This window comes from Algoriphagus sp. (assembly GCF_024305035.1).
Taxonomy (GTDB): domain Bacteria; phylum Bacteroidota; class Bacteroidia; order Cytophagales; family Cyclobacteriaceae; genus Algoriphagus.
In genome coordinates, this window is the sequence record NZ_JAMWZB010000014.1 from 12,539 (window position 1) to 35,148 (window position 22,610).

The window sequence follows — 22,610 nt, forward strand, 5'->3', positions numbered from 1 at the left end:
TTTTAGGGTGATTTAAGCAACTTTCTCTTTTTCTTGGTCCAATTCCCTTTTCATCAGATCGACTACTACAGGAGTGGCTATATAAATCGAAGAATAAGTACCCACTACAATCCCGATAAACAAGGCAAAAGAGAATCCTCTTAACACCTCACCACCGAAGATCAAGAGTACGATCACCACAATCAAGGTAGTGAAGGAAGTAATCAAGGTTCGACCAAGGGTCAAATTGATCGCTTCATTGAATACCTTGACCAATTTGTTGGTTCCTCGGAGTTCGATATTTTCTCGAATTCGGTCAAATACAATCACCGTATCATTGATCGAGTAACCAATCACAGTCAATACTGCAGCGATAAACACCTGATCGATTTCGAAGGTCGCACCAAATGCACTGGCTATGGCAAAAGCTGAAAGCACAAACAAGGTATCGTGGATCAAGGCGATAATCGAAGCCAGGGAATACTGCCACTTACGGAATCGAATCAAAATGTAAAGGAAGATCGCAAGAATAGCGACTACCATTGCCTCCACAGAAGAGGCTTTGATATCATCAGCGACAGTGGCGCCAACTTTGGAGGAGCCGGTAATGGCAAACTGTCCTTCGGTTAGGTTTCCACTATCTTCAGTAAAGTTAAACCCAGTTACGGTCGCTATTCCTTCTTTTACTTTTTCCTCAACTGCACGATTAGACTCATCATCATCTTCATTGATCAGGTAAGAAGTGGTCACTTTTAGGACATTATTGGATCCGTAGGTTTTCACTTCTACCGAGCCGTCAAATTCCCTATCCAAGCCTACTTTAAGTTCAGAAGGAACCATTGGCTCCTGGAAAGCCACAATGTAGGAACGTCCCCCGGTGAAATCGACACCGAATTTCAGTCCATTGATTGCTGCGATTCCTAGACCTAGGATAATCACTCCGGTGGAGATCAAATAAGCGAATTTTCGCTTGGAAAGGAAATCAAAGTTTAAGTCGCTCAATGCGTTTTTAGCAAATGGGGTCGCAAAGCTAAGCGAACTCTTTTCTCCCTTCTTGGTCATCCAAGAAACAATCACTCGTGTGATGAAAACTGAGGAAAAGAAAGAAGAAGCGATACCGATCATCAATACCACGGCAAATCCTTTTACGGGACCTTGCCCCAAAGCGTAAAGAATAGCACCAGTCAGGAAAGTCGTGACGTTGGAGTCAAGTATAGCGGAGAAAGCTTTATTATACCCCGCATTGATGGAGGCCATCAGCCCGGCACCGTTTCGCAATTCTTCTTTAATCCGCTCAAAAATCAGTACGTTGGCATCAATTGACATACCGATAGTCAGTACAATACCGGCAATACCCGGTAGGGTCAATGCCGCTCCCAATTGGGCCAAAATACCCAGAATAAAGAAGATGTTGAAAATCAAGGCTGCTACTGCTACAAAGCCCCCTTTGGAATAATAGGCAACCATAAATAACACCACGATCAACAGCCCTGCGATCATGGAAATGATACCCTGACTTTGTGCTTCTTTACCAAGGGTAGGACCGATAATGCTTTCCTCTACAATTTGTGTAGGTGCGGGCAAGGATCCTGATTTTAGGATATTTGCCAAATCTTGAGCCTCCTGAATGGTGAAATTTCCAGCGATTTCTGATTGCCCGGAAGGAATTTCTCCATTTACCACAGGAGCGGTGTACACAAAATCATCCAATACCACAGCGATTCTTCGCCCAATATTAGAACCGGTAATCTGTCTCCACTTTCTGGCTCCTTCTGCATTCATCTGCATGGATACCGCCGGTCGAGAGGTCTGATCCAAAACCTGTCTGGCATCAGTCACTACATCGCCTTCAAGAGGGGCTTGTTCTGTTCCTCTTGGTGCATTGATTGCATAAAGCTCCAGCACCTCGGTGCCATCTTCCATGACAAAAGGTTTGACTCCCCAGAGGAATTTGATATCACGGGGAATAAGCGAGCTGTAATTCTCGTTTTGAAGAATTTGATTGATGGTAACCGTATCTCTTACTTGATAGGCAAGTCCCATATTGGGCTGCAGTAAGCTGTAGATCGGAGAAACATCGTTATTTTGATTCATCGGATCAATTTCTTCCAATTGCTTTTCAAGTGCAATTCGAAGTGAATCCTCCTCAGACATTCCTTCTTCGTATTCTTCAACAGGTTCTTCTTCTGTCCCCTGATTATTCGCCACCCAGGCACTATTGATGGCATCTAGCGCACCGGAAATCTCATTGATTTCAGCAACTTCCCAGAACTGAAGTTTGGCCACCCCTTGAAGGAGGTTTCTGACCCGTTCCTGGTTGTCGACACCTGGAAGTTCGATTTGAATCCGACCAGATCCCTGAATCCGCTGAATATTGGGCTGTGAAGTACCAAATCTGTCAATACGAGTTCTGAGAATATTAAATGAACGGTCGATGGCATTTTCCACTTCCGTATCAATGATATCCAAAATTTCACTATCGGGTGTTTCCAAAGAAATCCTTCCTCGATTGGCCGCTGTAGCAAAAATGCTGCTGAGTTCTTTGCCGGGATTGTTCTTTTGCCACTCGGCATAGAAAATATCCACAAACTTTTCATCGGAGGTTTTGGCGATTTCACGGGCGTCATCTACCGATTTGTTGAAAGCCGGATCTTTGGGGTTTCCAGCAATACCTTTGACAATTTCCACCGGAGAAACTTCCAAAGTCACGTGCATACCTCCTTGCAAATCCAGACCTAGACCTAGCTCGGTTTCTTTGATTTCCTGATAGGTAAAATCAGCACCTAGAAAATTGTAAACGGGCTCTCTCCAGATCGAATCCAGATAAACCCTTCTTTTGACAAAGTCAACGTTGCCGCTGGCATCAGTGGCGTATTCATTTGCGCGCTGCTGAATGCCGTTGGATACAAATGTGAATGACAGATAATACAGACAAAGCGCTGTAACAATCACTGTCAAAAACACAATGACACCTTTATTTTGCATGAGAAATTATATTAATTGTTATTTAGTAAATACACAGAATTAGCGGACAGTCTAAGCTGACTGCCGGGATGAATTGAAAGAAATGAAATGATTTAGGGCCCTTTCGTAGATATAATCCGCTCAAAAAGTACTTGGACGTGTTGATTGTAATCAAAAATCTCAACTATCTCAGCCAGGTATGAACTCGGCTCAAAATCGACAATTTCATAAATGAGATAAAAAGCCGTTTGGGTAACCTCCAGTGCAAAAGGCACCACCGCATCCACTGCCACGCTGAGGAACGTTTCTGATGAATCCGAAGGGTTTTGCTGCTCGGTGGAAACAGCATCTTCAAAGCCAGTATATTCTACTGAAGACACAAAAAAACAAAGCAAAAGCGCAAGCACCACCATCAGGCGCTGCTGGATCAGTTTACTATGTTGTTTATTCGAATTCATGCGGGGCAAATATAGCCATTATTTGAAATTCAAACAGTACCTCGCTGATTTTTTGCATTATCGACCTGACTTGGCCCAGAGAAAAGTCCGGATCACGTCAAGAGCCTTGTCAAAACTTTGATTGTTTGGCACAATCAAATCGGCATCATTCTTAAACGGTTCGATGTATTTTTCATAAGTCGGCATTACATGCATTTCATAGCGATACAACACATCATCCAAATCATATCCTCGCTCCACCTTATCCCGGATGATTCTGCGTTTTAACCGAATGTAATCTTTAGCGTCAATAAAAATCTTCAGGTCCAACAATTTGGCTAATTCCGGATAGTACAATACAAAAATCCCCTCCACTACAATCACGGGCGCCGAGGCAAAGGTGAGCATCTTCGGCTTTTTGGCGGCATTATTAAACGTGTATTCCTCACGCTGAATCGTCTCTCCCGCCTGTAGCCTTCGGATATCTGCTGCATATTGCTCAAAATCTATACTTTGAGGCATATCAAAATTGTGTACACCCTGTGCATCGACAGGCTGCAGGTGTCGTGGCTTATAATAATTGTCCTGAGAAATCAAACACACCTCATCGGGTTCGAATGTACTGAGCAAACGCTCCAAAAATAAAGTCTTTCCAGAGGCCGAACCCCCAGTGATCCCGACGATAAATGGTTTTTGCATGGGAACAAAGGTAAATGATTTTCAGGATTTCCTTTGGTTCAAAAAATCAATCAATGCCCTAACAGCCTTTCCCCGATGGGAAATTTCATTTTTTTCCTCCATACTCAGCTCCGCAAAAGTCCGCTCAAAGCCTTCCGGACGAAAAATGGGGTCGTATCCAAAACCTTTCTCACCCACTCGCTTTTCGAGAATTTCCCCTTCGGCAATTCCTTCAAATTGAAATTCCTGCCCTTCCAAAATCAAGGCAATCACGGTACGAAACCGAGCCTTCCGGGAAGGTATTCCTTCCAAATTTTTCAATAACAATTCAATATTTCGCTCATCGGATCGAGGCTCTCCTGCATAGCGTCCTGAATAGACCCCGGGAGCTCCATTTAGAGCAACCACTTCCAAGCCCGTATCATCGGCAAAGCAATCTACCCCAAAATTGTTCTTTACGTAGCGGGCTTTTTGAAACGCATTGTGGGCTAGCGTTTCTCCCGTCTCGGGGAGTTCTTCCTGGCATCCTATTTCTGCTAAGGAAACAACCTGAAATTTCTTGCCCAAGGCAGCTTTCACCTCTTCAATCTTATGGGCATTATTGGTGGCAAAACAAATTTTCATGCTTCAAAAATAGGGGTTTTGATCAGAGAAAGAAGGGGAATCCAACCTAAGAAAAAAATATCACTTCCTGAGCAATCCAACTTGAATCCCCTCCTCGTATTTCAATCCAAATCAAAAAAAACAAAACCATGAACAAACTATTCAAAGTGGCTATCACAGCCTTCGCCTTTTTGTCAGCCAACCTGGCTTTTGCCCAGATGGAAAAAACCGTAGAAGTGGGTGGAGCCCCGATGTATCCCTCCAAAAACATTGTGGAAAATGCCGTTAACTCAGAAGATCACACCACTTTGGTCGCTGCCGTGAAAGCTGCAGGATTGGTGGAAACACTTCAAGGAGCTGGTCCATTTACTGTTTTTGCGCCCGAAAATTCTGCATTTGCCAAATTGCCTGATGGAACCGTAGAAACGCTGTTGAAGCCTGAAAACAAAGGCCAATTGACCGCGGTGTTGACTTATCATGTAGTTGCTGGTAAAATGGGTTCCAAAGACATTGCCGATGCCATCAAAAAAGGAAACGGAAAAGCGGTATTAACCACCGTACAAGGCGGAAAGTTGACTGCTTGGATGAAAGGAAAAGATCTGTATATCACCGACGAAAATGGCGGTCAATCCAAGGTAACCATTGCCGATGTATGGCAATCCAATGGAGTAATCCACTCGGTCGACTCGGTCGTCCTTCCCAAGATGTAAGTTTGCTGGACATGTTTAAGCCCCGCCTCATTTGAATTGGGCGGGGCTTTTTTAAGGTCGTTTTAAACTAATCTTCTCTGGAAGATCGAAAACCGCTATTCCCGGATTTTCGTCGACGGTAAGGCCGTAGATTTGGTTGGTTTTCTCATCAAAAACCATTTCGATGATAGATCGATCCAGTTTCAAGTTCCAAAGCGGTTGGCCACTATGATCAAAAATCAAGATATCCTCAGCGATTTTTCCTGTTTGGGTAAATTCAGGGTAACTATACCCTCCGTATAGTGCAAAGATATAATCTGTTGTAATGATTACATCGCGGTAACGATAGGTGGATTCGGGTTTCACAAAAATGGATGGCCCGGCAGTTTGATGGATATCGAATAAGGGCAATGCTAAGTTTGGACCTTGAATGGTGATCCACTCTTTGCTTTGATAATCAAAAATCTTGAGGATATCCCGAAATAAGGTGGCAAAAACAAAGAGATTTTCCTTCGGATTTCCTTTGAACCAACCCGTATTTAATTCCGAAATATCTTTACTTGTCAACTCAGGTCGTTCCGGTATGGAGTCCCACTTTCCATAGGAGCCCAAAGAATTGCCTAGGGAATCCAATTCCTCAAGGATATACGCTCCCTCCCGCAAAATGGCCAAAAAACTTCCTGCTGTAGTATTTTCAAAGTTTTGGATGATGGGCATATTTTCTGGTAACTTCCATTCATTCCTTCCCAAAAGTGAACGGTCAGTGGTTGAGAATCTAACCACCTTTCGAGCGTTAATGGAATAAACCCAAAATTCACCCTGAGCAGAAGCCCCCAAAAGCTGTCCCACATCTGAAATTTCAAATGGGCCCTTTCCATATTTTCCTTTTGGCTTGTCGTAGGTCCAATTTTTTGCATCGATCAGGTGCATTCTTGGAAACTCCTCAGGAACCCGCCATGCTTCGGTGAGGATTATTCTATCCTGATGAAAGCCAATTGAGGAAGGGTTGATAACTTCCTCGAAATAATGTTTTTCAGAGTTTATCGGAATGATTTCAAAATCTTCCCAGGTGATGATCCGATCGTTCATCTCATCTTTTGGAGCCGCGCAGGAAGCAAAAAGAAACCCAGCTAACCATAGAGTGGAAGAAATTCTCATCGCTAAAATTTTAAACTAAAATTAATTCAATTTTACGACAGTTCAAAACCTAGGAGAGTTCATTTATTCATGAATAGGAAATCAATTTCAACCAAGACTTAACTGGCTTCTCCAAATAAAACCCCACTAAAATTGAATTAGCGGGGTTTTACCAGTAAAAATTTCAGCCTGTTAAATTCTCCTTTCTAAACTACCAAGTCCTTCCACCAGTTGGACGCATTCTTTGCCAAGGGCTATTTCCTTCATTCTCAGGCTGCTTGAAGTTGCCTATGATGTAGGTAAAGGTCAACATCCCATATCGAGTGAGCACATTGGTAAAGACATCGGTGACGGCTACGTCAGAAATCGTCCTACTGATGCTATTATTTTGGTTGAGAAGGTCAAATATGACTACTTTCAACTCGGCTTTGTTGTTTTTGGCAAAGCGGAATCCACCCTCAATATTCCACAGCCAGAAGTTTTGGTCAAAGCCTTCGGAAAGTCCTTTGTACAAACTGTGATTCACCGTGTTGCCTAAAAAAAGCCTCCCATTATTTGGGGAATAATACAATCGAATATTGGACTCCTGCACGTAGTAATTGTTGTTCAGGTCTTGCTGCAAACTGGAGTTTACAATATTGTAAGTACCTGTTGTACTGATGGAGAAATCCACATTTTTGCTGATGTTACTGCTTAGTGTGATTCCCTGGCCCAAGTCAATATTATCATTGAAGTTGGACTCTCCGTTGATCATACCCGGAGTACGATTAAAACCTAGTCGGGTATTGGTATTAAATTGCATTTTCAGCTTTGGAATTGGTGCACCATAAGTCAAGAAAAAGCGAGTTCTCCAATTGCCGTCCAAATTGACAGGCTGAGAAATTTGTCCTCCAGGCCTGAGTAAAATCTCCCCATTTATCAGCGTGTCTTGGGTAGTCAGGAAGGTACTATTTCCGATAAAATTGCTGGTCGAGGAGTAATTGACAAACAGGAAAAGTGTCCGGGATTTTTCCAGGTTGACTTTACTGATGTTGGCGAAAATATTGTGGTTGAAGCTCTGCCCTAAGTTTGGATTCCCGACGCTTAGATTGAGCGGATTTTGATTATTGACCACATTTTGAAGTTCGTTCACACTGGGTTCATCGGTATCGGTACGGTAGCGAACTCTCCAGCTGAAACCAGATTCCCGGTTACGGTAGCCTATATTTGCACTTGGCAATACATTGTTGAAATCACGCTTGAACACTCCTTCTGTTGGGAAAAAGGCCTCATTATCCAATCGGGAATTTTGATAATCCAAATTTAGATTGACATTCCAACCCTCCTTGTTGTAGGCATATCCAGTTCGTAATCGCTGCGTAATAAATTTATTATCAAATTCATTACTCAGGGCCGTATCTAAAACCGGGAGATTTTCTGAGTTGAATACTCGGGTTTTTTGATCCGCTCGGGTTTTGTTATTGGCTACCTGATAGCCCAAAGTCCCAATGGCTCGTTCCCCGAGCGGTTCGGTAAAAGTCAAGTTGACCCGATAATTAAACCCCTGATTCATTGAGTTGGTCTCTTGAACAGTCGTGTCCAAAACATCCCTTCGATAATCATTGCTCGCTGCGTTTAGGTCAGAAAACTGGTCACGATCACTCCAACTCGTATTGATATCGGTAGAAAACGTTCGCCTTGGCTTCTCAAATTTGTAGCGATAAGTCAAATTATTAGAGATCGATAGTGCCTGCGTTTCTGCATTACTGACCGAACGAAGTGCAGATAAGGTATCCGCATCACTTCCTACTGTTAAGGCGTCGCGATCCGAAAAGGTATTATTTTTTTGGAATGAAATACTTGGGGTGAGAATAATACTGTTCTTATCATTCAAATCCGCTTCGATTCGAGCATTTGCTCGGTGATTATAATTATCCACCGTGTTAATCAGGTTTTCCTGATAATTCTGCCTAAAATCCTCATTGACGACCGTCTCCCGATTGGTGATTTGCTGAAGCGAATTAGTGGAATTATTGAAAAAATAGCTTCCGGTAAAATTGACTTTATTACCCCATTTATCACTGTAGTTCAGCCCCATCGCGTTGGTAGCGACGATTCCGCCTGATCCACCGACGAAGAAATTGTTATTTCCTCCTCCCCAGCGACCACCCCCTCCGCGTCGTCCACCTCCCGCATTGGCACTGAGACCTGCGAGATCTTGGGAGGAGAAATTTTGCTGATTGACATTATTAAACAGGCCTAGGATCGAAATCCGCTGATCCCCGTTGAACAGATTCAAGCTACCTCCGGCCAGGTAGCGATCATCGGTGCCATAGCCACTGTAAACCCGGCCAAACTGTCCGTTTTTACGATCTTCCCGAAGAATAATATTGATGGTTTTGGTGTAATTGCCATCATCAAAACCCGTTAATCTACTTTGATCTGAACGCTGATCAAGGACCTCCACCCGATCAATCGCATCAGCAGGTAAATTTCTCAGGGCAATATTCGGATCATTCCCAAAGAATTCCCGACCATCAACCAGTATTTTTTGAACAGCCTCGCCTTGCGCCTGAATCTGTCCACCCTGCATGGTAATCCCAGGCATTTTTCGAATTAAATCCTCGGCCTGCGCATTTTCCTGAGTTTTAAAAGCATTGGCATTGAAGGAAGTGGTATCCCCTTTCATTTCTCCAACAGGAACCTGCCCCTCGATCAGCACTTCACCCAATACTTTGGCATCCTCCACAAGGATAATTTCTCCCAAATCAAGAGACTCCCGAATGGAGTGGATTTTACTTACCGTACGGTAACCGATAAAGGTAATTTCAACCTTGACCTGAGGAATATCCGGTCTGATCACTTCAAATTTTCCTTGTCCGTCCGTCACCCCACCGCGAAGAAGGGAATCCGTGACGGTTTTGACCAGGACATTGGCTCCGATCATAGGCTTGTTTATCGTGCCGTCGATGACCGTTCCTTTAAATTTTAGCTCCTGACCTTCCCGGTTTTGAGCAAACACTGAAAAAACCAATAAAAAGCTAAAAATCAGTGTAATAAATGGGTACTTCTTTTTCATAGACTACTTGTTATCCCTCTTTGACTGAATCAAAAAGGCAAAGGTTTAGTCTACCGTACTAAAAAAATTAGAATGGAATTTTAACTGGATGGAAGGCAAAATAAAGGGTTGGAATTCTCAAAGCTTTTCCATGATTCGATCATAAGAAATTCCAAAATGACTATCTTCAAAAACTGCCTTTCCTTGCTTAATCAAAATTACTTGAGGGGACTGATGAGCTACGGCAAAGTCTGATTCAATTTGATCCGAAATCGATCGATAAGCAATTAAGTCCAACAAATAGGGTACAACTTTGGCCTGATCCTCTTCTTTCCAATTTCGAAGTAGTCGGTCTAATGACATACTGCTGATGGAGCACCGGGTACTGTGCTTGAAAATCAAAACAGGACGCTCCATGCTGATGCTTTTAAGCTCCTCGATTTGATTATGAGTTGTTAATTTTATCCAGTTCATTTCTAATTCTCCTTATTTGGGTCAATACTTGCAGGGGAGTTTACGTTCAATTCCTGAATCTATACCATTCATGAAATTATTATCCGCAACACAATTGCAAAAATACATTTTCCTTTCGATTTTATCCAGCTTCCTATTCTTAGGTTGCAAAAGTTTGGATATTTCCAATCCTGGTCCACTGCCTGACCTTCCCAGTCCCGAGTCTGAGGTAAATGTCCCCTTTGTTTTCCCCAAAGAAACCCTCCACCGACTTATCAATAGTCAAATCCCCAATCAACTCCTCACTCAAGATGAGTTGGAAATCGGGAATGGAATAGAAGCAAATTTACAGCTTTCGCGCAATGGCCAAATCCAAACAGCAGCCCTGGATAGTCAACACATGACCCTTCAGCTTCCGATGAAAATTCAAGGGGAAATCGGCTTATCTCAAAGCGGTTTAGGAAGTCTTTTCCGGGGCAAAGTCCCCCTAGACAATGAATTTGCTCCGGTTTTTAAAATCAATCCTGAAATCAATCCCGATTGGAGTCTGAGTGTTCGTGATTTTGAACTTATGGAACTGGGTGGCAACCTCACTTTGGACGTATTGGGGATGAAAGTCGATCTCAGTGGAATGTTAGAGCGGGAATTGAAAAAATGGGCGGCAGAAAACTTAGGAGAAGAAAAGAAAATCGCACGGCTGAAACCTTGGGTGGATTTGGTTTGGGAGCAGGCTGGAAAGCCATTCCAAGTAAGCATACAAGAGCAGAAAGTGGGTTTTTCGATTCGTCCGGAACGCGTACTTTTCAAGGAGTTTTTTGATGCCGACCAAAACCTCAACCTTTGGTTGGGACTACAGGGTCAAGTCCAAAGTCATCCCGGTGACGCCATGCCCAGCCGCGCTTTCCCCCTACCTCATTTAGGTCCGAACACCAACGACAATAATCAGTTGGAAATTCTCCTTCCATCAGCGATTTCTTACCAGGAATTGGATGAAATTTTAGGGAAAAATCTCAATGGAAAAAGCTTTCGAGTGGACAGCAAAACCCTTCTTACCTTGAAGGAAGTCAAGTCCAAAGCATTTGGGGAGTTGATGGCTATGGAGACAGATTTTGCAGCAGAGCGATCTAACGGGAAAACGGTGGAAGGACGACTTTTTGTGGTGGGCAAGCCCAGTTTTGATCAGGAATTACAGTCCCTGACTTTTGAGGATGTCAATTTCAAAGTCATCAGTAATCAGGCTTCGGCAAATTTTGGAATTGCTTTAAAAAAGCGAAAAATCATCCGTCAAATCGAAAAAATGGCCGTTTTCCCTATTGGAGATTTGCTACAACAAAGTACCGAAGGTATTCAAGACCGGCTTGGATTGAACACTCCAATCGCAGATTTGGAAATTGAAAATCTGAAAATCATTCCTGAAGGATTTTATCCAACGGTCACCGGACTTCGCATTTATGTCCATGCCAGTGGCAATATTGGGGTCAACTGGAAATCATTAGCGCATTAGATCCTGATAGGTACGAATTCCCTTTTTTTGTGCCAAAGCCAAAAGCTTGAGCAAGAGCTGTGCGGTCAAAAAGGCATCTCCCGCTGCGGTATGCCGATCTTCCAAGCGGATTCCAAAACGAGCACAGACCTGGTCAAGCTGATAGGCTTCAGGTTTGAAATGGTTGAAATCCGCTCTTGGACCGTGTTCTAGTCGAAGGGTAAGGATTTTGGTGTCGATGACTGGATTGGGGAAAGCATCCAAGCCAAATTTTCTTCCTATCCGAAGCAACATCTCCAAATCAAATCCGACATGATGCCCAACAATAATTCCATCTCCGAGGTAGGCGAGAACTTTTTGAAAAAAAAGACCAGGCTCCAACTGATTTTGGGTTTGAACGAGTCCATGAATGGTTGCGGCTTTCTCCCCTTTCATGTCAACCTGTGGATACCATTCAACACTACTGGAGATCAAAATAGATTGATTTTGGATTTTTACGGCTCCAAAGGATAACACCTCATCTTTATTCGTATTCCATCCACTGGTCTCCGTATCCAAAACAACAAAGTTCAATCTAGAAATCTCACGAATATTCGGGATGGATATTCGATTAGATTCCAGGTACTTGCGAACAAAATCAGCTAGTTCTGCTGTGTTTTTTCTTCCAAAAGGCCACCAGCTCATGAGCGAAAATAGGCTAATTGAAATCTAACTTCGACCAAACTCTGAAGCTCCGAAAGCGGAACAAAGGCATTTTTAAGCAATTGGCGTTGGATTTTCCCCAAACTTTCCGGATCAATATACCTGCCACTGTTTTGGTGCTGTAGCCCTTCCAAGGCTCGCATCCGCATCAAAATCTCATATGCTTTTCCCGCTTGGGAATAGAGTTCGGACTGCTGTGGTTCGAGTTCTGCTAATCGCTCAAAACGACGAAACGTATTATTGATACCGACTACACCATGACTCAAAATCAGCAATCTTGCCAAGTCAGCCATAGGCATCATCGCACGGGCTTTGATGTCGAACTGATCCCGATGCTCCCCGGATTTTTCAACCATAAAACCTTTGAAAAATCCCAAAGGAGGGGGATTTTTTAGCGCATTTAATCCCAAGAAACTTAGGAAGGCTTTCTTTTTCTGAACTTGATCATAAATATGAGCGCTGAGGGATTGGCTAAGCGAAGTCGAGCCAGAAATGGCCCTGAAGTCAAAACAAATGGAAGCTTTGAGTAATGCGTCTGCGGTCGGGGTTAAAATCCAATCTGAAAAATACTTTTTCCAACCCGATAATGGCTGTACCCAACGCGGATTGGAGGCCATCATTTCACCGGGGCAAGGGGAAAATCCACAGGCAATTAAAGTCTCTACAATTCCCGTTCCCAATGCAAGAAAATAAGCCTGAGCCTGTTGATGTAGTGCTTCGGGAACATCCTCATAAATCAAGGCATTATCCTGATCGGTACGCAGCAGCTGCTCTTCCCTTCCTTCTGAACCTAAGGACAAAAAAGCAAAATTAAGGGATCTGCATTCCGGATACTTGGAGTCCAATTCCTTTTTGACACGCTCGGCAGCCTTCTGAATAATGGTATCATTGATCTCTGTCATAACCGAGGAAACAAAATCCATGGCCACTTCATTATCCAAGTAATAGCGAAGCATCTGCTCCGCCCGATCGCGGATTGCCCGCATTTCTGCTAAAGAAGCCGCATTATTCAAGGCGTGAACCACTACTGCAGGACTATTTCCCATGGAAAGTAGCACATCGTGATCGGAAATAATACCACAAACAGGACTTTGTTCGGTACCATCTTCAGTCAAAATCAAATGATGAAGCCGATGCTTGATCATGGTTAGGTAAAGATCCGAAAAGTCGGCACCTCTGGGCTGAGTGACCACTGGAGTGCTCATGATTTCTCCCGCAGTTCTGGAGACGTCTTTCGCCTCTGAGACTACTTTATTGCGCAGGTCCTTGTCTGTGATGATTCCCAAGGGAAATCGATTGGCGTCAACCAAAACCAGGGAACTGACTTGATGAGCACTCATTAACTGTGCGGCATGTTGAATCGAAATATGAGGCAGAGCAACTAGGACATTTTCCGAAACTTTAATTTGGGATTGGTCCGAAAAAATTAGAAGCGAATGATCTTTGGGTTGGGTTTTAAACGTTTTTCGGGCGATTTGACCTTGAGAAAGATCTTGCCTGACGACCACCTGACCGGAAGCAAAACCCGCGGCAAAATAAAGAGCCACTTTGCTGTTTTGATTCAACATCTCCTCAAAAACTGCGACTGGAACGGCATAAATTAAAGCGTCCTCCACTGCTTTTGCGCTCAGAAGATAGGGCCTTTTTCCCAGCAATGCCAATACTCCAAAAACATCGCCTTCCTCACAATATTCCTTGATTTCCATGCCATCAAGCAATTCTATTTTCCCTTCTTTGAGTACCAAAAAGTGAGGAAGCGGGTCCTCTCCTTTTTGGAAAAGGAATGCTCCTTTTTCATAATACCGGACCTCTACAGAACGCGCCACTAAGCTCAAATTTTCTTGGGAAAGAAAGGAAAATGGAGGATACCCCTTCAAAAACTCTGCAACCCGGTTGACGATGACGTTCATATTTTTCAAATTAAAAACGAGGAGGCCTCAACGGTAATAGACAACTTTTAAAGTTGTTTTAAGAGACGAAAACAACCCTTACTCTAAGTATACGTAAAGCTGAGCATTTTTTGAGGTCAGCTACTTCTGAGACCATCTCGTTTTTAAGGCAAGAATCTTATTTCCTCCCAGCAATAATTTGCTCAACCACTTCTGGATCTAGCAGCGTGGAAGTATCCCCCATAGTTTCCATATTTCCTTCAGCCACCTTTCTAAGAATTCTTCGCATGATTTTTCCAGAACGGGTTTTTGGTAATCCGGGAACAATCTGAATTTTGTCGGGTTTGGCGATCGGTCCGATGATTTTCGAAACGGTATCCTTAATTTCATTAATCAGGTTTTCTTCTGTTCGGTTTGCCATATCGCAGATTACATAAGCATAGATTCCCTGCCCCTTAACCTCATGAGGGTATCCGACCACTGCCGATTCGATAACTTTAGGATGTTCATTAATTGCATTTTCCACCTCGGCTGTTCCCATCCGGTGTCCAGAAACATTGATTACATCGTCCACCCGTCCGAGAATTCGATAATAGCCATCGTGGTCACGCTTTACCCCGTCTCCGGTAAAGTACATGTTCTTATAGGTAGAAAAATACGTTTGCTTGCATCGCTCATGATCTCCATAGGTGGTACGAATCATGCTGGGCCATGGGAATTTGATGCAGAGATTTCCCTCTACAGAATTTCCCGTAAGTTCTTTCCCTTCCGCATCCACAATACACAACTGTACACCCGGTAGGGGCAAAGTCGCGAAAGCTGGCTTGGTAGGTGTAATTCCTGCCAAGGGCGAAATCATGATTCCGCCGGTCTCAGTTTGCCACCAAGTGTCGACGATGGGACAACGGGTTTTTCCGATATGGGTATGGTACCAATGCCAGGCTTCTTCGTTAATCGGCTCGCCCACCGAACCCAGGACTTTCAAAGAACTCAAATCATACGGCTCAATCGGATCCGTACCATAAGCCTGCAAGGCCCGAATAGCCGTTGGGGCAGTATAAAACTGATTCACTTGGTACTTGTCCACAACCGCCCAGAATCTCCCCGCATCCGGAAATGTCGGAACTCCCTCAAACATCACTGAAGTAGCTCCAGCTAGTAAAGGCCCATAAACAATATAGGAATGCCCGGTGATCCATCCGATATCGGCGGTACACCAATAGACATCTCCGGGGGAATATTGAAATACATTCTCAAAGGAATATTTGGTGTAAACCATGTATCCTCCTGTGGTATGAACCACTCCTTTGGGTTTCCCAGTTGATCCGGAGGTATAGAGAATGAACAACAGGTCTTCACTATCCATGGTTTCAGCCTGATTGGTGTCATCCACACCCTCAATAACCTCATGCCACCAGTGATCCCTTCCGGGTTGCATGGTAACTTCTTGCTGGGTTCGCTGGTAAACGATGACTGTTTCCACCGGTGCTTTTTCCAGGGCTTCATCCACGACCGATTTAACTCCAATTTTTTTATTTCCTCTAAAATTCCCGTCAGAAGTCAACACCCCTTTTGCCCCACAATCGATGATTCGATCCGAAAGAGCCGATGAACTAAATCCAGCAAATACCACAGAATGAACCGCTCCGATTCTCGCACAGGCCAGCATGGCAATAGCCGCTTCAGGGACCATAGGCATGTAAATGATTACTTTATCCCCTTTTTGGATCCCTTTTGCTTTAAGCGCATTGGAAAATTTACACACCTCATGATAAAGCTCCCGGTAGGTGATCGTTCGGCCCTCCTCCTTCGGGTCGTTGGGCTCCCAAATAATGGCGGGTCGGTCACCTATGGTAAATAGGTGTCGCTCCAAAATATTTTCGGTGATATTGAGTTTTCCATTCACAAACCATTTGACATCAGGACCTTCAAAATTCCAGTCCAACACCCGATCCCAACGCTTTTTCCAATGAAATGAATCTGCGATTCTGGCCCAAAATTCCTCGGGTTGGGCTACTGATTTTTGATATTCATGAAAATACCCACTCAGGGTATGAAGTCGATCACTCATGGTATTTTAGGTTTAATTACAAATTCAAATTAATGGTCAGATGCCTTTCCTGCCCCTCTTGGAATTCTGATTTCCTGAATCATTTCCTGCACTTGGTTTGGTGGAGGTGGAGTGATTTTGGAAACCCCAAAACACACCAGAAAATTGATCATCATTCCCAAAGATCCTATTCCTTCAGGCGAAATCCCAAACCACCAAAATTCCTCAGAATTGGTTTCTGGACTGATAAATTTAAAATAAATGATATAAATCAGGGTAAAAACCAAGCCACTGAGCATTCCTGCAATGGCTCCTTCCTTATTCATACGAGTAGAGAATATCCCCAAAATAATCACCGGGAAAAAAGAGGCTGCTGCCAACCCAAAGGCAAAAGCCACCACTTGAGCCACAAATCCCGGCGGATTTACTCCAAAATATCCAGCCAAAATAACCGCTCCTGCGGCCGCGAGACGCGCAATGCGCAATTCCTTTTTTTCGGAAATCTCCGGTTTAAAGGTTTTGACCAAATCTCGGGAAACAGAGGTAGAAATCACCAAAAGCAATCCCGCAGCAGTAGACAGAGCAGCGGCCATAGCTCCGGCAGCTACCAATCCGACCACCCAATTGGGGAGTTTGGCTATTTCTGGTGAAGCCAAGACCATGATATCCCGATCGATATTCAACTCATTTTCTTCTGAATTAGCGAGGTACTGAACTTTTTTATCTCCATTTTTATCGTTGACAGAAATCAAACCAGTCTTTTCCCAAGTACTTATCCAGTCGGGCAAGGCATCTATACTTTTTTCAGAGGTGCTCTCAATCGTATTGTAAATTCCAAAAGCCGCGATCGCTGGAGCAGTGGTGTAAAGAATCGCAATAAAAACCAAAGCATAACCTGCCGAAAGCCGCGCATCTTTTACCCTGGGAACAGTAAAAAAGCGCACAATTACATGAGGAAGTCCTGCAGTCCCTACCATCAGGGCAAGCGTGATCATCAGCATATCGGTCAACCCTTTTCTCCCGGAAGTGTATTGGGCAAACCCCAGCTCTGAGAGCACTCCGTCCAATTTATCTAACAAAGGGGTTCCATCTGCTAAACTTCCCCCCAGTCCCAACTGCGGAATCGGATTACCGGTGAGTTGCATGGATATAAAAATTGCCGGAACCATGTAGGCAAAAATCAACACACAATATTGCGCCACTTGGGTATAGGTGATTCCTTTCATTCCCCCCATCACCGCGTAGAAAAACACAATTACCATCCCAATCACCACACCCCACTCAATCGGCACTTCCAAGTACCTGGAAAACACAATTCCCACTCCCCGCATTTGACCGGCTACATAGGTAAATGAGATAAATAGGGCACAAATCACCGCAACAATCCGAGCAGTATGGGAATAATATCGATCACCTACAAAATCAGGGACGGTGAATTTCCCGAATTTTCTCAGGTATGGGGCCAGCAAAAGCGCCAAAAGCACATAACCTCCGGTCCAACCCATCAGGTAAACTGACCCATCATAACCCGCAAAAGAAATGATTCCAGCCATAGAAATAAACGAGGCCGCTGACATCCAGTCTGCCGCCGTTGCCATGCCATTTGCAAGGGGGGATACTCCTCCTCCTGCCACATAAAACTCTTTGGTGGACCCAGCTCTAGTCCAGATGGCTATTCCTATATACAAGGCAAAACTTAATCCTACCAACAGGTAAGTCCAGGTCAATATTTCCATGCTTGGTCTTTTTATTCTTCGTTGACGTCAAACTCACGATCCAGGCGGTTCATCCGCCAGACATAAATAAAAATCAAAATCACAAAGGTGTAAATGGCTCCTTGCTGTGCAAACCAAAAGCCCAGTTTGAAACCTCCCAATTTGACCTCATTGAGTGGTTCTACCAGCAAAATCCCAAACCCAAAGGACACCATAAACCAGATCAAAAGTAAAACGAGTAGAGTTTGAAGGTTTTTCCTCCAATAGGCTTTCATTTTTTGCTTTTGACCGTCCATGGGATGATAATTTTAAGGGAAAAATCATTTATTCCTAAAATAGGGATTAGAAAAGTCGAAATGCAACCTGTTTTAGATTAATGGATCGTTTTTTTTCTAAATTCTTCCGCTTATCCCCATTTTTCTTCGGGTTTCAAAAAAATTAAATTTTATCGAAGCGTTTGAAAGTAAATCCGAAAGTTCAAATCCAATTTTTAGAGGAAAAACTCGGAAACTATCGCCAGTCCAGCGGCTAAAAAGCTGACCAAAAGTTTATTGACATGAAGTTTATGCTGCGGACTGCTTTCAAAAAAAATCGTGGTGGAAATATGTAGAAAACCACCTGCCACCAAGCCATATAATACCCCAATTCCGTCCCTGTCCAAAAGTCCGGATTCAAATAAAAAAGCACTACCGAACATCCCCAAGGGAGAAGCTAGCGCAAAAACAGTCAACAGCATTAACGTCCATCGTTTCGATAGTACCGAAGAAAGCACCGCTGAGAGAGCAAATGCAGCCGGACCCTTGTGCAGAATAATACCCAGCAATACGGTTTTTCCACTGTGCACATGCCCAAGAGCCACATTTTCCTCCAATAAGCTCCCATGAGAAAGCAAAGTGCCTTCCAGAAAAGCATGAATAAACAATCCCAGCATCACGGTCATTACCCCACTTTTAGACTGCCCCTGGTGGTGCAGGTGAATGTGGCCGTGTTCAATTCCACTGGATAAATACTCCAAAAGTTGCTGGAAGAGAAACCCAATCAAAATGTACAACCCCATTTTGGACCCATCGATTCCATTGGTAAAGAGCTCTGGGATGATGTGGAGAATGGTAATTGAAAAAAGATAAGACCCGGCAAAAACCAAAATCAACTTAAAATACTTATCGCGGAATTTAGGCGCAAAAAAAACCAAAGATCCTGCGATCATGGCAGTCAGAAATAAAAGAAGAAAATTAATGCCCATGCCTAGTATGTCCCTCTCCGGAATTGTCATTAGAAAAGAGATGATGGTATAACCGTCCTAAAGGTAATAAAATTCAATAATGTTGCATTTAAATTCTGCTTTGCTCTAAAACAAAACCAAAACCCTTGAATATCAACTAAAAATAATTTGGTCTAATCCACATCGAAGGAAACATAGGGCTTCAAGCGTTCACTAAGGTAAGTACCGTAGCTGCCATCATCCTGACTGTAGATCAAAAAGACGTCAATTTCATCTAGTCGATTAGCTAATGCTATCGCCTCTTCAGTCCCCATCACCATCATCGCTGTAGCAAATGCATCTGCAGTCATGCAATCCTTTGCCAAAACTGTGGCGCTTAATAAATTATGAGTAACAGGGTAACCGGTTTTTGGATTGATGGTATGAGAGATCTTGATCGAATCCCGCACATAAAAATTCCGATAATTACCCGAGGTAGCCATGCCCCGGTTATCCAGCGCTATAATACTAAACAATTCCGAGGCGGTGGCTTCTTCTTCCGGGCGGTTTACCCCCACTTTCCACAGTTCTCCTTTATCATTGACTCCTCGAGCGACCAGTTCACCACCGATTTCCACCAAAAGATTTTCTATGCCTTTTTCCAGTAAAAAATCTGCGATTACATCCACCCCCTGACCTTTGGCTATTGCCGAAAAATCTAAATAAAGCCCAGAAACTTCTTTCCTCACCTGATTTTGATCCCAATTGATTTGATCAAATCCCACTAGACGAACCAAGTCATTTATCTCTACCGAGTCTTTTAATTGAGGCCCACCCGGTCCAAAACCCCAACTATTGACCAGTGGCCCTACTGTTGGATCAAATGCCCCCCCTGTCAACTCAAAAACCTTCTTTGAGCCCTCTAAAACCTGAGGAAGGTAAGGCAAATTAAAGTTTAAGGTATCCCCTGCATTGAAGCGACTCAACTCAGAATCTGGAATGTAGGTGGAAAGGCTTTGGTTAAAAACAGCGAGTAGGGAGTCAATTTCGGTTTGAAAGTTTCTTCCCTCCTGGTCGAGATAGGTGATTTGATAACTCGTCCCCATGGTCTGCCCCGAAAAATTGATCTTAAGATCTAAGTTGACGTGTTCAGTTTCTGGGATTGCGGGTTCCTCCCGGTTTCTCCAAGAATAAACCAAAGCAACCATGGCCAGTAAAACCAAAGAATAAATAATATTTTTTCGTGCGTTAGACTGCATAGGAAATAAATTTTGGTCCAAATTTAAGCCTTATTTCTTCGGGATGTTACCGAATTCATGACTGATTTTAAGGCTCCTTTTAGCTCCCGTAATTTTCTATATTTGTAAGCGATTCAAAAATGCTATGAGAGAAGACTATCTAAGTGGAGAAGATGAGAATTTGAGCCCAAAAGATCGGGAATTTGAAAAAGCACTGCGTCCGCTCAGTTTTGAGGATTTTACGGGTCAGGCTAAAATCGTTGAAAACCTTAGAGTCTTTGTGCTAGCGGCAAAAAACAGAAACGAACCCCTGGATCATGTACTCCTTCACGGACCTCCCGGCCTTGGAAAAACGACGCTTAGTCACATCATTGCCAATGAATTGCGGGCAGGAATCAAAATTACCTCGGGCCCTGTTCTCGACAAGCCTTCGGACCTAGCCGGACTTTTAACCAATCTGGAAGAAGGAGATGTGCTTTTCATCGACGAGATTCACCGTCTCAACCCGATTGTAGAGGAATACCTGTATTCGGCCATGGAGGATTTTCGCATTGACATCATGTTGGATTCCGGTCCAAATGCTCGATCGGTACAGATTTCCCTCAGCCCTTTTACCCTTATCGGAGCGACCACCCGATCTGGTCTGTTGACTTCTCCCCTCCGTGCCCGATTTGGCATCAATTCCCGATTGGAATATTACGATGCCAAGTTACTTACAGATATTGTCAGTCGATCGGCAGGAATTTTAGACACTCCCATCGATGAAATTGCTGCCTACGAAATCGCGCGAAGAAGCAGGGGGACCCCTCGGATCGCAAATATGCTTCTCCGGAGAACTCGGGATTTTGCCGAAGTAAAGGGGAACGGAACGATAAATCTGGAGATCGCCAAGATCGCGCTCAATGCCCTGGATGTAGATGAAAACGGATTGGACGAAATGGACAACCGCATTCTTTTGACCATCATTGAAAAATTTAAAGGAGGACCTGTGGGCCTGGGAACCATCGCAACCGCCTGCGGAGAGGAGGCTGAAACGATCGAAGAAGTTTACGAACCCTTTTTAATTCAAGAAGGCTACCTCAAACGCACTGCGCGGGGAAGAATGGCTACCGAAATGGCATATAAGCACCTTAAAATCAAGCCAAACCCCAGCAGCGGAAGTCTTTTCGAAGGAATTTAATCAGAAATTAGAATGGGGTTTAGTCCAAAAATTTACCCCACTTTTAATCTCAATTCCCCTAGTCGCTTGACCACCCGTACCTCAAAAAACTGATTGATAAATGCTTTGCAGTTATTCTCTGACCATGCTGCACGAGATTCATTGTCAAAAAGTACAGTCATTCTCAGCATGGTTTTCACGTAAGGTTCGTGCTGCCCAAGCTTTTGAACATATTCCACCAAGGCCATGGACCAGTCTTCCTGAAATTTTTCACTATGTGACCGCCCGTCGAATAAAAATTCCAACTGATTGTCTCCGTGCTTATAGCGGTAAATTCCACAGAGCTGCCGATAAATCAAGCGAACCCGATCCCGGGGAAAATCCATGGTATCCAAAATTCGTTCATAGGTCGGATCCATCAGACGAAGTGGATTAAATAAAAAAGTGTAGGAACGCTTCAACTCAAAAACCATCCGATCAATTAGCTCCTCTTCTAGGACAGATTGAGCCTGCCGAAGAATGTAATTTTTGTCTAGTGGGAAAAGCTTTTGGATCATCTCATTGAAATACGTTTACAAAAGTAAGGATTTTCATAAAAAAACGCAGTTTTAATGAATTCCTTCTTACCAATCCGCCGGTCTTCTTGCTTGATAGTCGGCCATTTTATCCAATAATTCAGCGGGATCATCCGATACTATGAGCAGTTCCTCCTGCTCAGGATAGAGAAACCCTTCGGTTTTGGCATGATTCAAAAAGCCCAATAGTTGGTTAAAATACCCATTCACATTATAAATGGCCAGCGGCTTTTGGATGTAATGGAGCTGATTGAGGGTCATGATTTCAAAGAGTTCTTCCAAAGTCCCGATTCCCCCCGGCATGGCAATAAATCCATCTCCACGCTCAGCCATCAGCCACTTACGATCCCGCATCGTCTCCACGATGATTAATTCAGTACAGCCATGATGTGCCACCTCTCGGTCTACGAGTTTTTGAGGAATGATACCCAAAACTTCTTTGCCTCCGGCGAGCATTTCATCAGCGATCACTCCCATCAAACCCACTCTACCAGCACCATAAACCAACTCCAAATCGCGTTTGATCATTTCTTGCGCCAAGGCTTTAGCTGAAGCTTCATAGTGGGCAGAAACTCCTTTTCTTGAACCGCAGTAAATCGTAATTTTTTTCATAGGCCTAGG

At 43.7% G+C, this 22,610-nt stretch carries 19 protein-coding genes; 3 read left to right on the forward strand and 16 right to left on the reverse strand.

The genetic code is table 11. The features are described 5' to 3' along the window. Window positions 1-12: 12 nt before the first annotated feature. The 4 genes from secDF to Q0L00_RS09510 form a co-directional block, all read right to left on the reverse strand. On the reverse strand, window positions 13-2,964 hold the full coding sequence (gene secDF, locus Q0L00_RS09495) for a protein translocase subunit SecDF (protein WP_297336643.1): 2,952 nt from the start codon (window positions 2,962-2,964) through the stop codon (window positions 13-15). A 92-nt stretch (window positions 2,965-3,056) separates the two neighbouring features. Further along, complete coding sequence (locus Q0L00_RS09500; protein WP_297336644.1) at window positions 3,057-3,401, reverse strand: hypothetical protein; 345 nt, start codon at window positions 3,399-3,401, stop codon at window positions 3,057-3,059. Window positions 3,402-3,458: 57 nt separating this feature from the next. Next, on the reverse strand, window positions 3,459-4,079 hold the full coding sequence (gene udk, locus Q0L00_RS09505) for a uridine kinase (protein ID WP_297336645.1): 621 nt from the start codon (window positions 4,077-4,079) through the stop codon (window positions 3,459-3,461). Between the two features lie 21 nt (window positions 4,080-4,100). Further along, complete coding sequence (locus Q0L00_RS09510; protein WP_297336646.1) at window positions 4,101-4,682, reverse strand: non-canonical purine NTP diphosphatase; 582 nt, start codon at window positions 4,680-4,682, stop codon at window positions 4,101-4,103. Between the two features lie 128 nt (window positions 4,683-4,810). Between Q0L00_RS09510 and Q0L00_RS09515 the strand changes: the two genes are divergently transcribed. Further along, on the forward strand, window positions 4,811-5,371 hold the full coding sequence (locus tag Q0L00_RS09515; protein WP_297336647.1) for a fasciclin domain-containing protein: 561 nt from the start codon (window positions 4,811-4,813) through the stop codon (window positions 5,369-5,371). A gap of 51 nt (window positions 5,372-5,422) precedes the next feature. Here the strand turns inward: Q0L00_RS09515 and Q0L00_RS09520 are convergent, their stop codons facing one another. The 3 genes from Q0L00_RS09520 to ytxJ form a co-directional block, all read right to left on the reverse strand. Next, a complete protein-coding gene (locus tag Q0L00_RS09520) occupies window positions 5,423-6,508 on the reverse strand; it encodes a BF3164 family lipoprotein (protein WP_297336648.1) in 1,086 nt (361 codons plus the stop codon). 190 nt (window positions 6,509-6,698) lie between these two features. Further along, window positions 6,699-9,545, reverse strand: coding sequence for a TonB-dependent receptor (locus Q0L00_RS09525; RefSeq protein ID WP_297336649.1), 2,847 nt, complete (start codon window positions 9,543-9,545; stop codon window positions 6,699-6,701). Between the two features lie 117 nt (window positions 9,546-9,662). Further along, entirely contained in the window at window positions 9,663-9,998 is a 336-nt protein-coding gene (ytxJ, locus tag Q0L00_RS09530) for a bacillithiol system redox-active protein YtxJ (RefSeq protein ID WP_297336650.1), read from the reverse strand. A gap of 70 nt (window positions 9,999-10,068) precedes the next feature. On the opposite strand from ytxJ, the gene Q0L00_RS09535 reads away from it, so the two are divergent. Further along, window positions 10,069-11,481, forward strand: a complete 1,413-nt coding sequence (locus Q0L00_RS09535; protein WP_297336651.1) for a DUF4403 family protein — start codon at window positions 10,069-10,071, stop codon at window positions 11,479-11,481. Here the strand turns inward: Q0L00_RS09535 and Q0L00_RS09540 are convergent. The 7 genes from Q0L00_RS09540 to Q0L00_RS09570 form a co-directional block, all read right to left on the reverse strand. After that, window positions 11,470-12,144: a 3'-5' exonuclease gene (locus Q0L00_RS09540; protein ID WP_297336652.1), complete on the reverse strand. Its 675-nt coding sequence runs from the start codon at window positions 12,142-12,144 to the stop codon at window positions 11,470-11,472. The genes Q0L00_RS09535 and Q0L00_RS09540 overlap by 12 nt on opposite strands. Continuing rightward, window positions 12,141-14,072, reverse strand: coding sequence for a DUF294 nucleotidyltransferase-like domain-containing protein (locus Q0L00_RS09545; protein ID WP_297336653.1), 1,932 nt, complete (start codon window positions 14,070-14,072; stop codon window positions 12,141-12,143). The genes Q0L00_RS09540 and Q0L00_RS09545 overlap by 4 nt, the downstream gene beginning before the upstream one ends. 157 nt (window positions 14,073-14,229) lie before the next feature. After that, window positions 14,230-16,122: an acetate--CoA ligase gene (gene acs, locus Q0L00_RS09550; RefSeq protein WP_297336654.1), complete on the reverse strand. Its 1,893-nt coding sequence runs from the start codon at window positions 16,120-16,122 to the stop codon at window positions 14,230-14,232. Between the two features lie 29 nt (window positions 16,123-16,151). After that, complete coding sequence (locus Q0L00_RS09555) at window positions 16,152-17,837, reverse strand: sodium:solute symporter family protein (RefSeq protein ID WP_297336655.1); 1,686 nt, start codon at window positions 17,835-17,837, stop codon at window positions 16,152-16,154. 11 nt (window positions 17,838-17,848) lie between these two features. Continuing rightward, window positions 17,849-18,112 (reverse strand): DUF4212 domain-containing protein, encoded by a 264-nt coding sequence (locus tag Q0L00_RS09560; protein ID WP_297336656.1) that lies wholly within the window; start codon window positions 18,110-18,112, stop codon window positions 17,849-17,851. A gap of 194 nt (window positions 18,113-18,306) precedes the next feature. Continuing rightward, on the reverse strand, window positions 18,307-19,059 hold the full coding sequence (locus Q0L00_RS09565) for a zinc permease (RefSeq protein WP_297336657.1): 753 nt from the start codon (window positions 19,057-19,059) through the stop codon (window positions 18,307-18,309). A 152-nt stretch (window positions 19,060-19,211) separates the two neighbouring features. Next, window positions 19,212-20,276 carry an FAD:protein FMN transferase gene (locus Q0L00_RS09570; protein WP_297336658.1) on the reverse strand — a complete coding sequence of 355 codons (1,065 nt, stop codon included), beginning with the start codon at window positions 20,274-20,276 and terminating at the stop codon, window positions 19,212-19,214. A 124-nt stretch (window positions 20,277-20,400) separates the two neighbouring features. Here Q0L00_RS09570 and ruvB point away from each other — a divergent pair, with 124 nt between their 5' ends. Then, window positions 20,401-21,435: a Holliday junction branch migration DNA helicase RuvB gene (ruvB, locus tag Q0L00_RS09575; RefSeq protein WP_297336659.1), complete on the forward strand. Its 1,035-nt coding sequence runs from the start codon at window positions 20,401-20,403 to the stop codon at window positions 21,433-21,435. 32 nt (window positions 21,436-21,467) lie between these two features. Here ruvB and Q0L00_RS09580 read toward each other — a convergent pair whose 3' ends face one another. Beyond that, window positions 21,468-21,971, reverse strand: a complete 504-nt coding sequence (locus Q0L00_RS09580; protein ID WP_297336660.1) for a hypothetical protein — start codon at window positions 21,969-21,971, stop codon at window positions 21,468-21,470. Window positions 21,972-22,037: 66 nt separating this feature from the next. Next, window positions 22,038-22,601 (reverse strand): TIGR00730 family Rossman fold protein, encoded by a 564-nt coding sequence (locus Q0L00_RS09585; protein WP_297336661.1) that lies wholly within the window; start codon window positions 22,599-22,601, stop codon window positions 22,038-22,040. Window positions 22,602-22,610 lie beyond the last annotated feature (9 nt).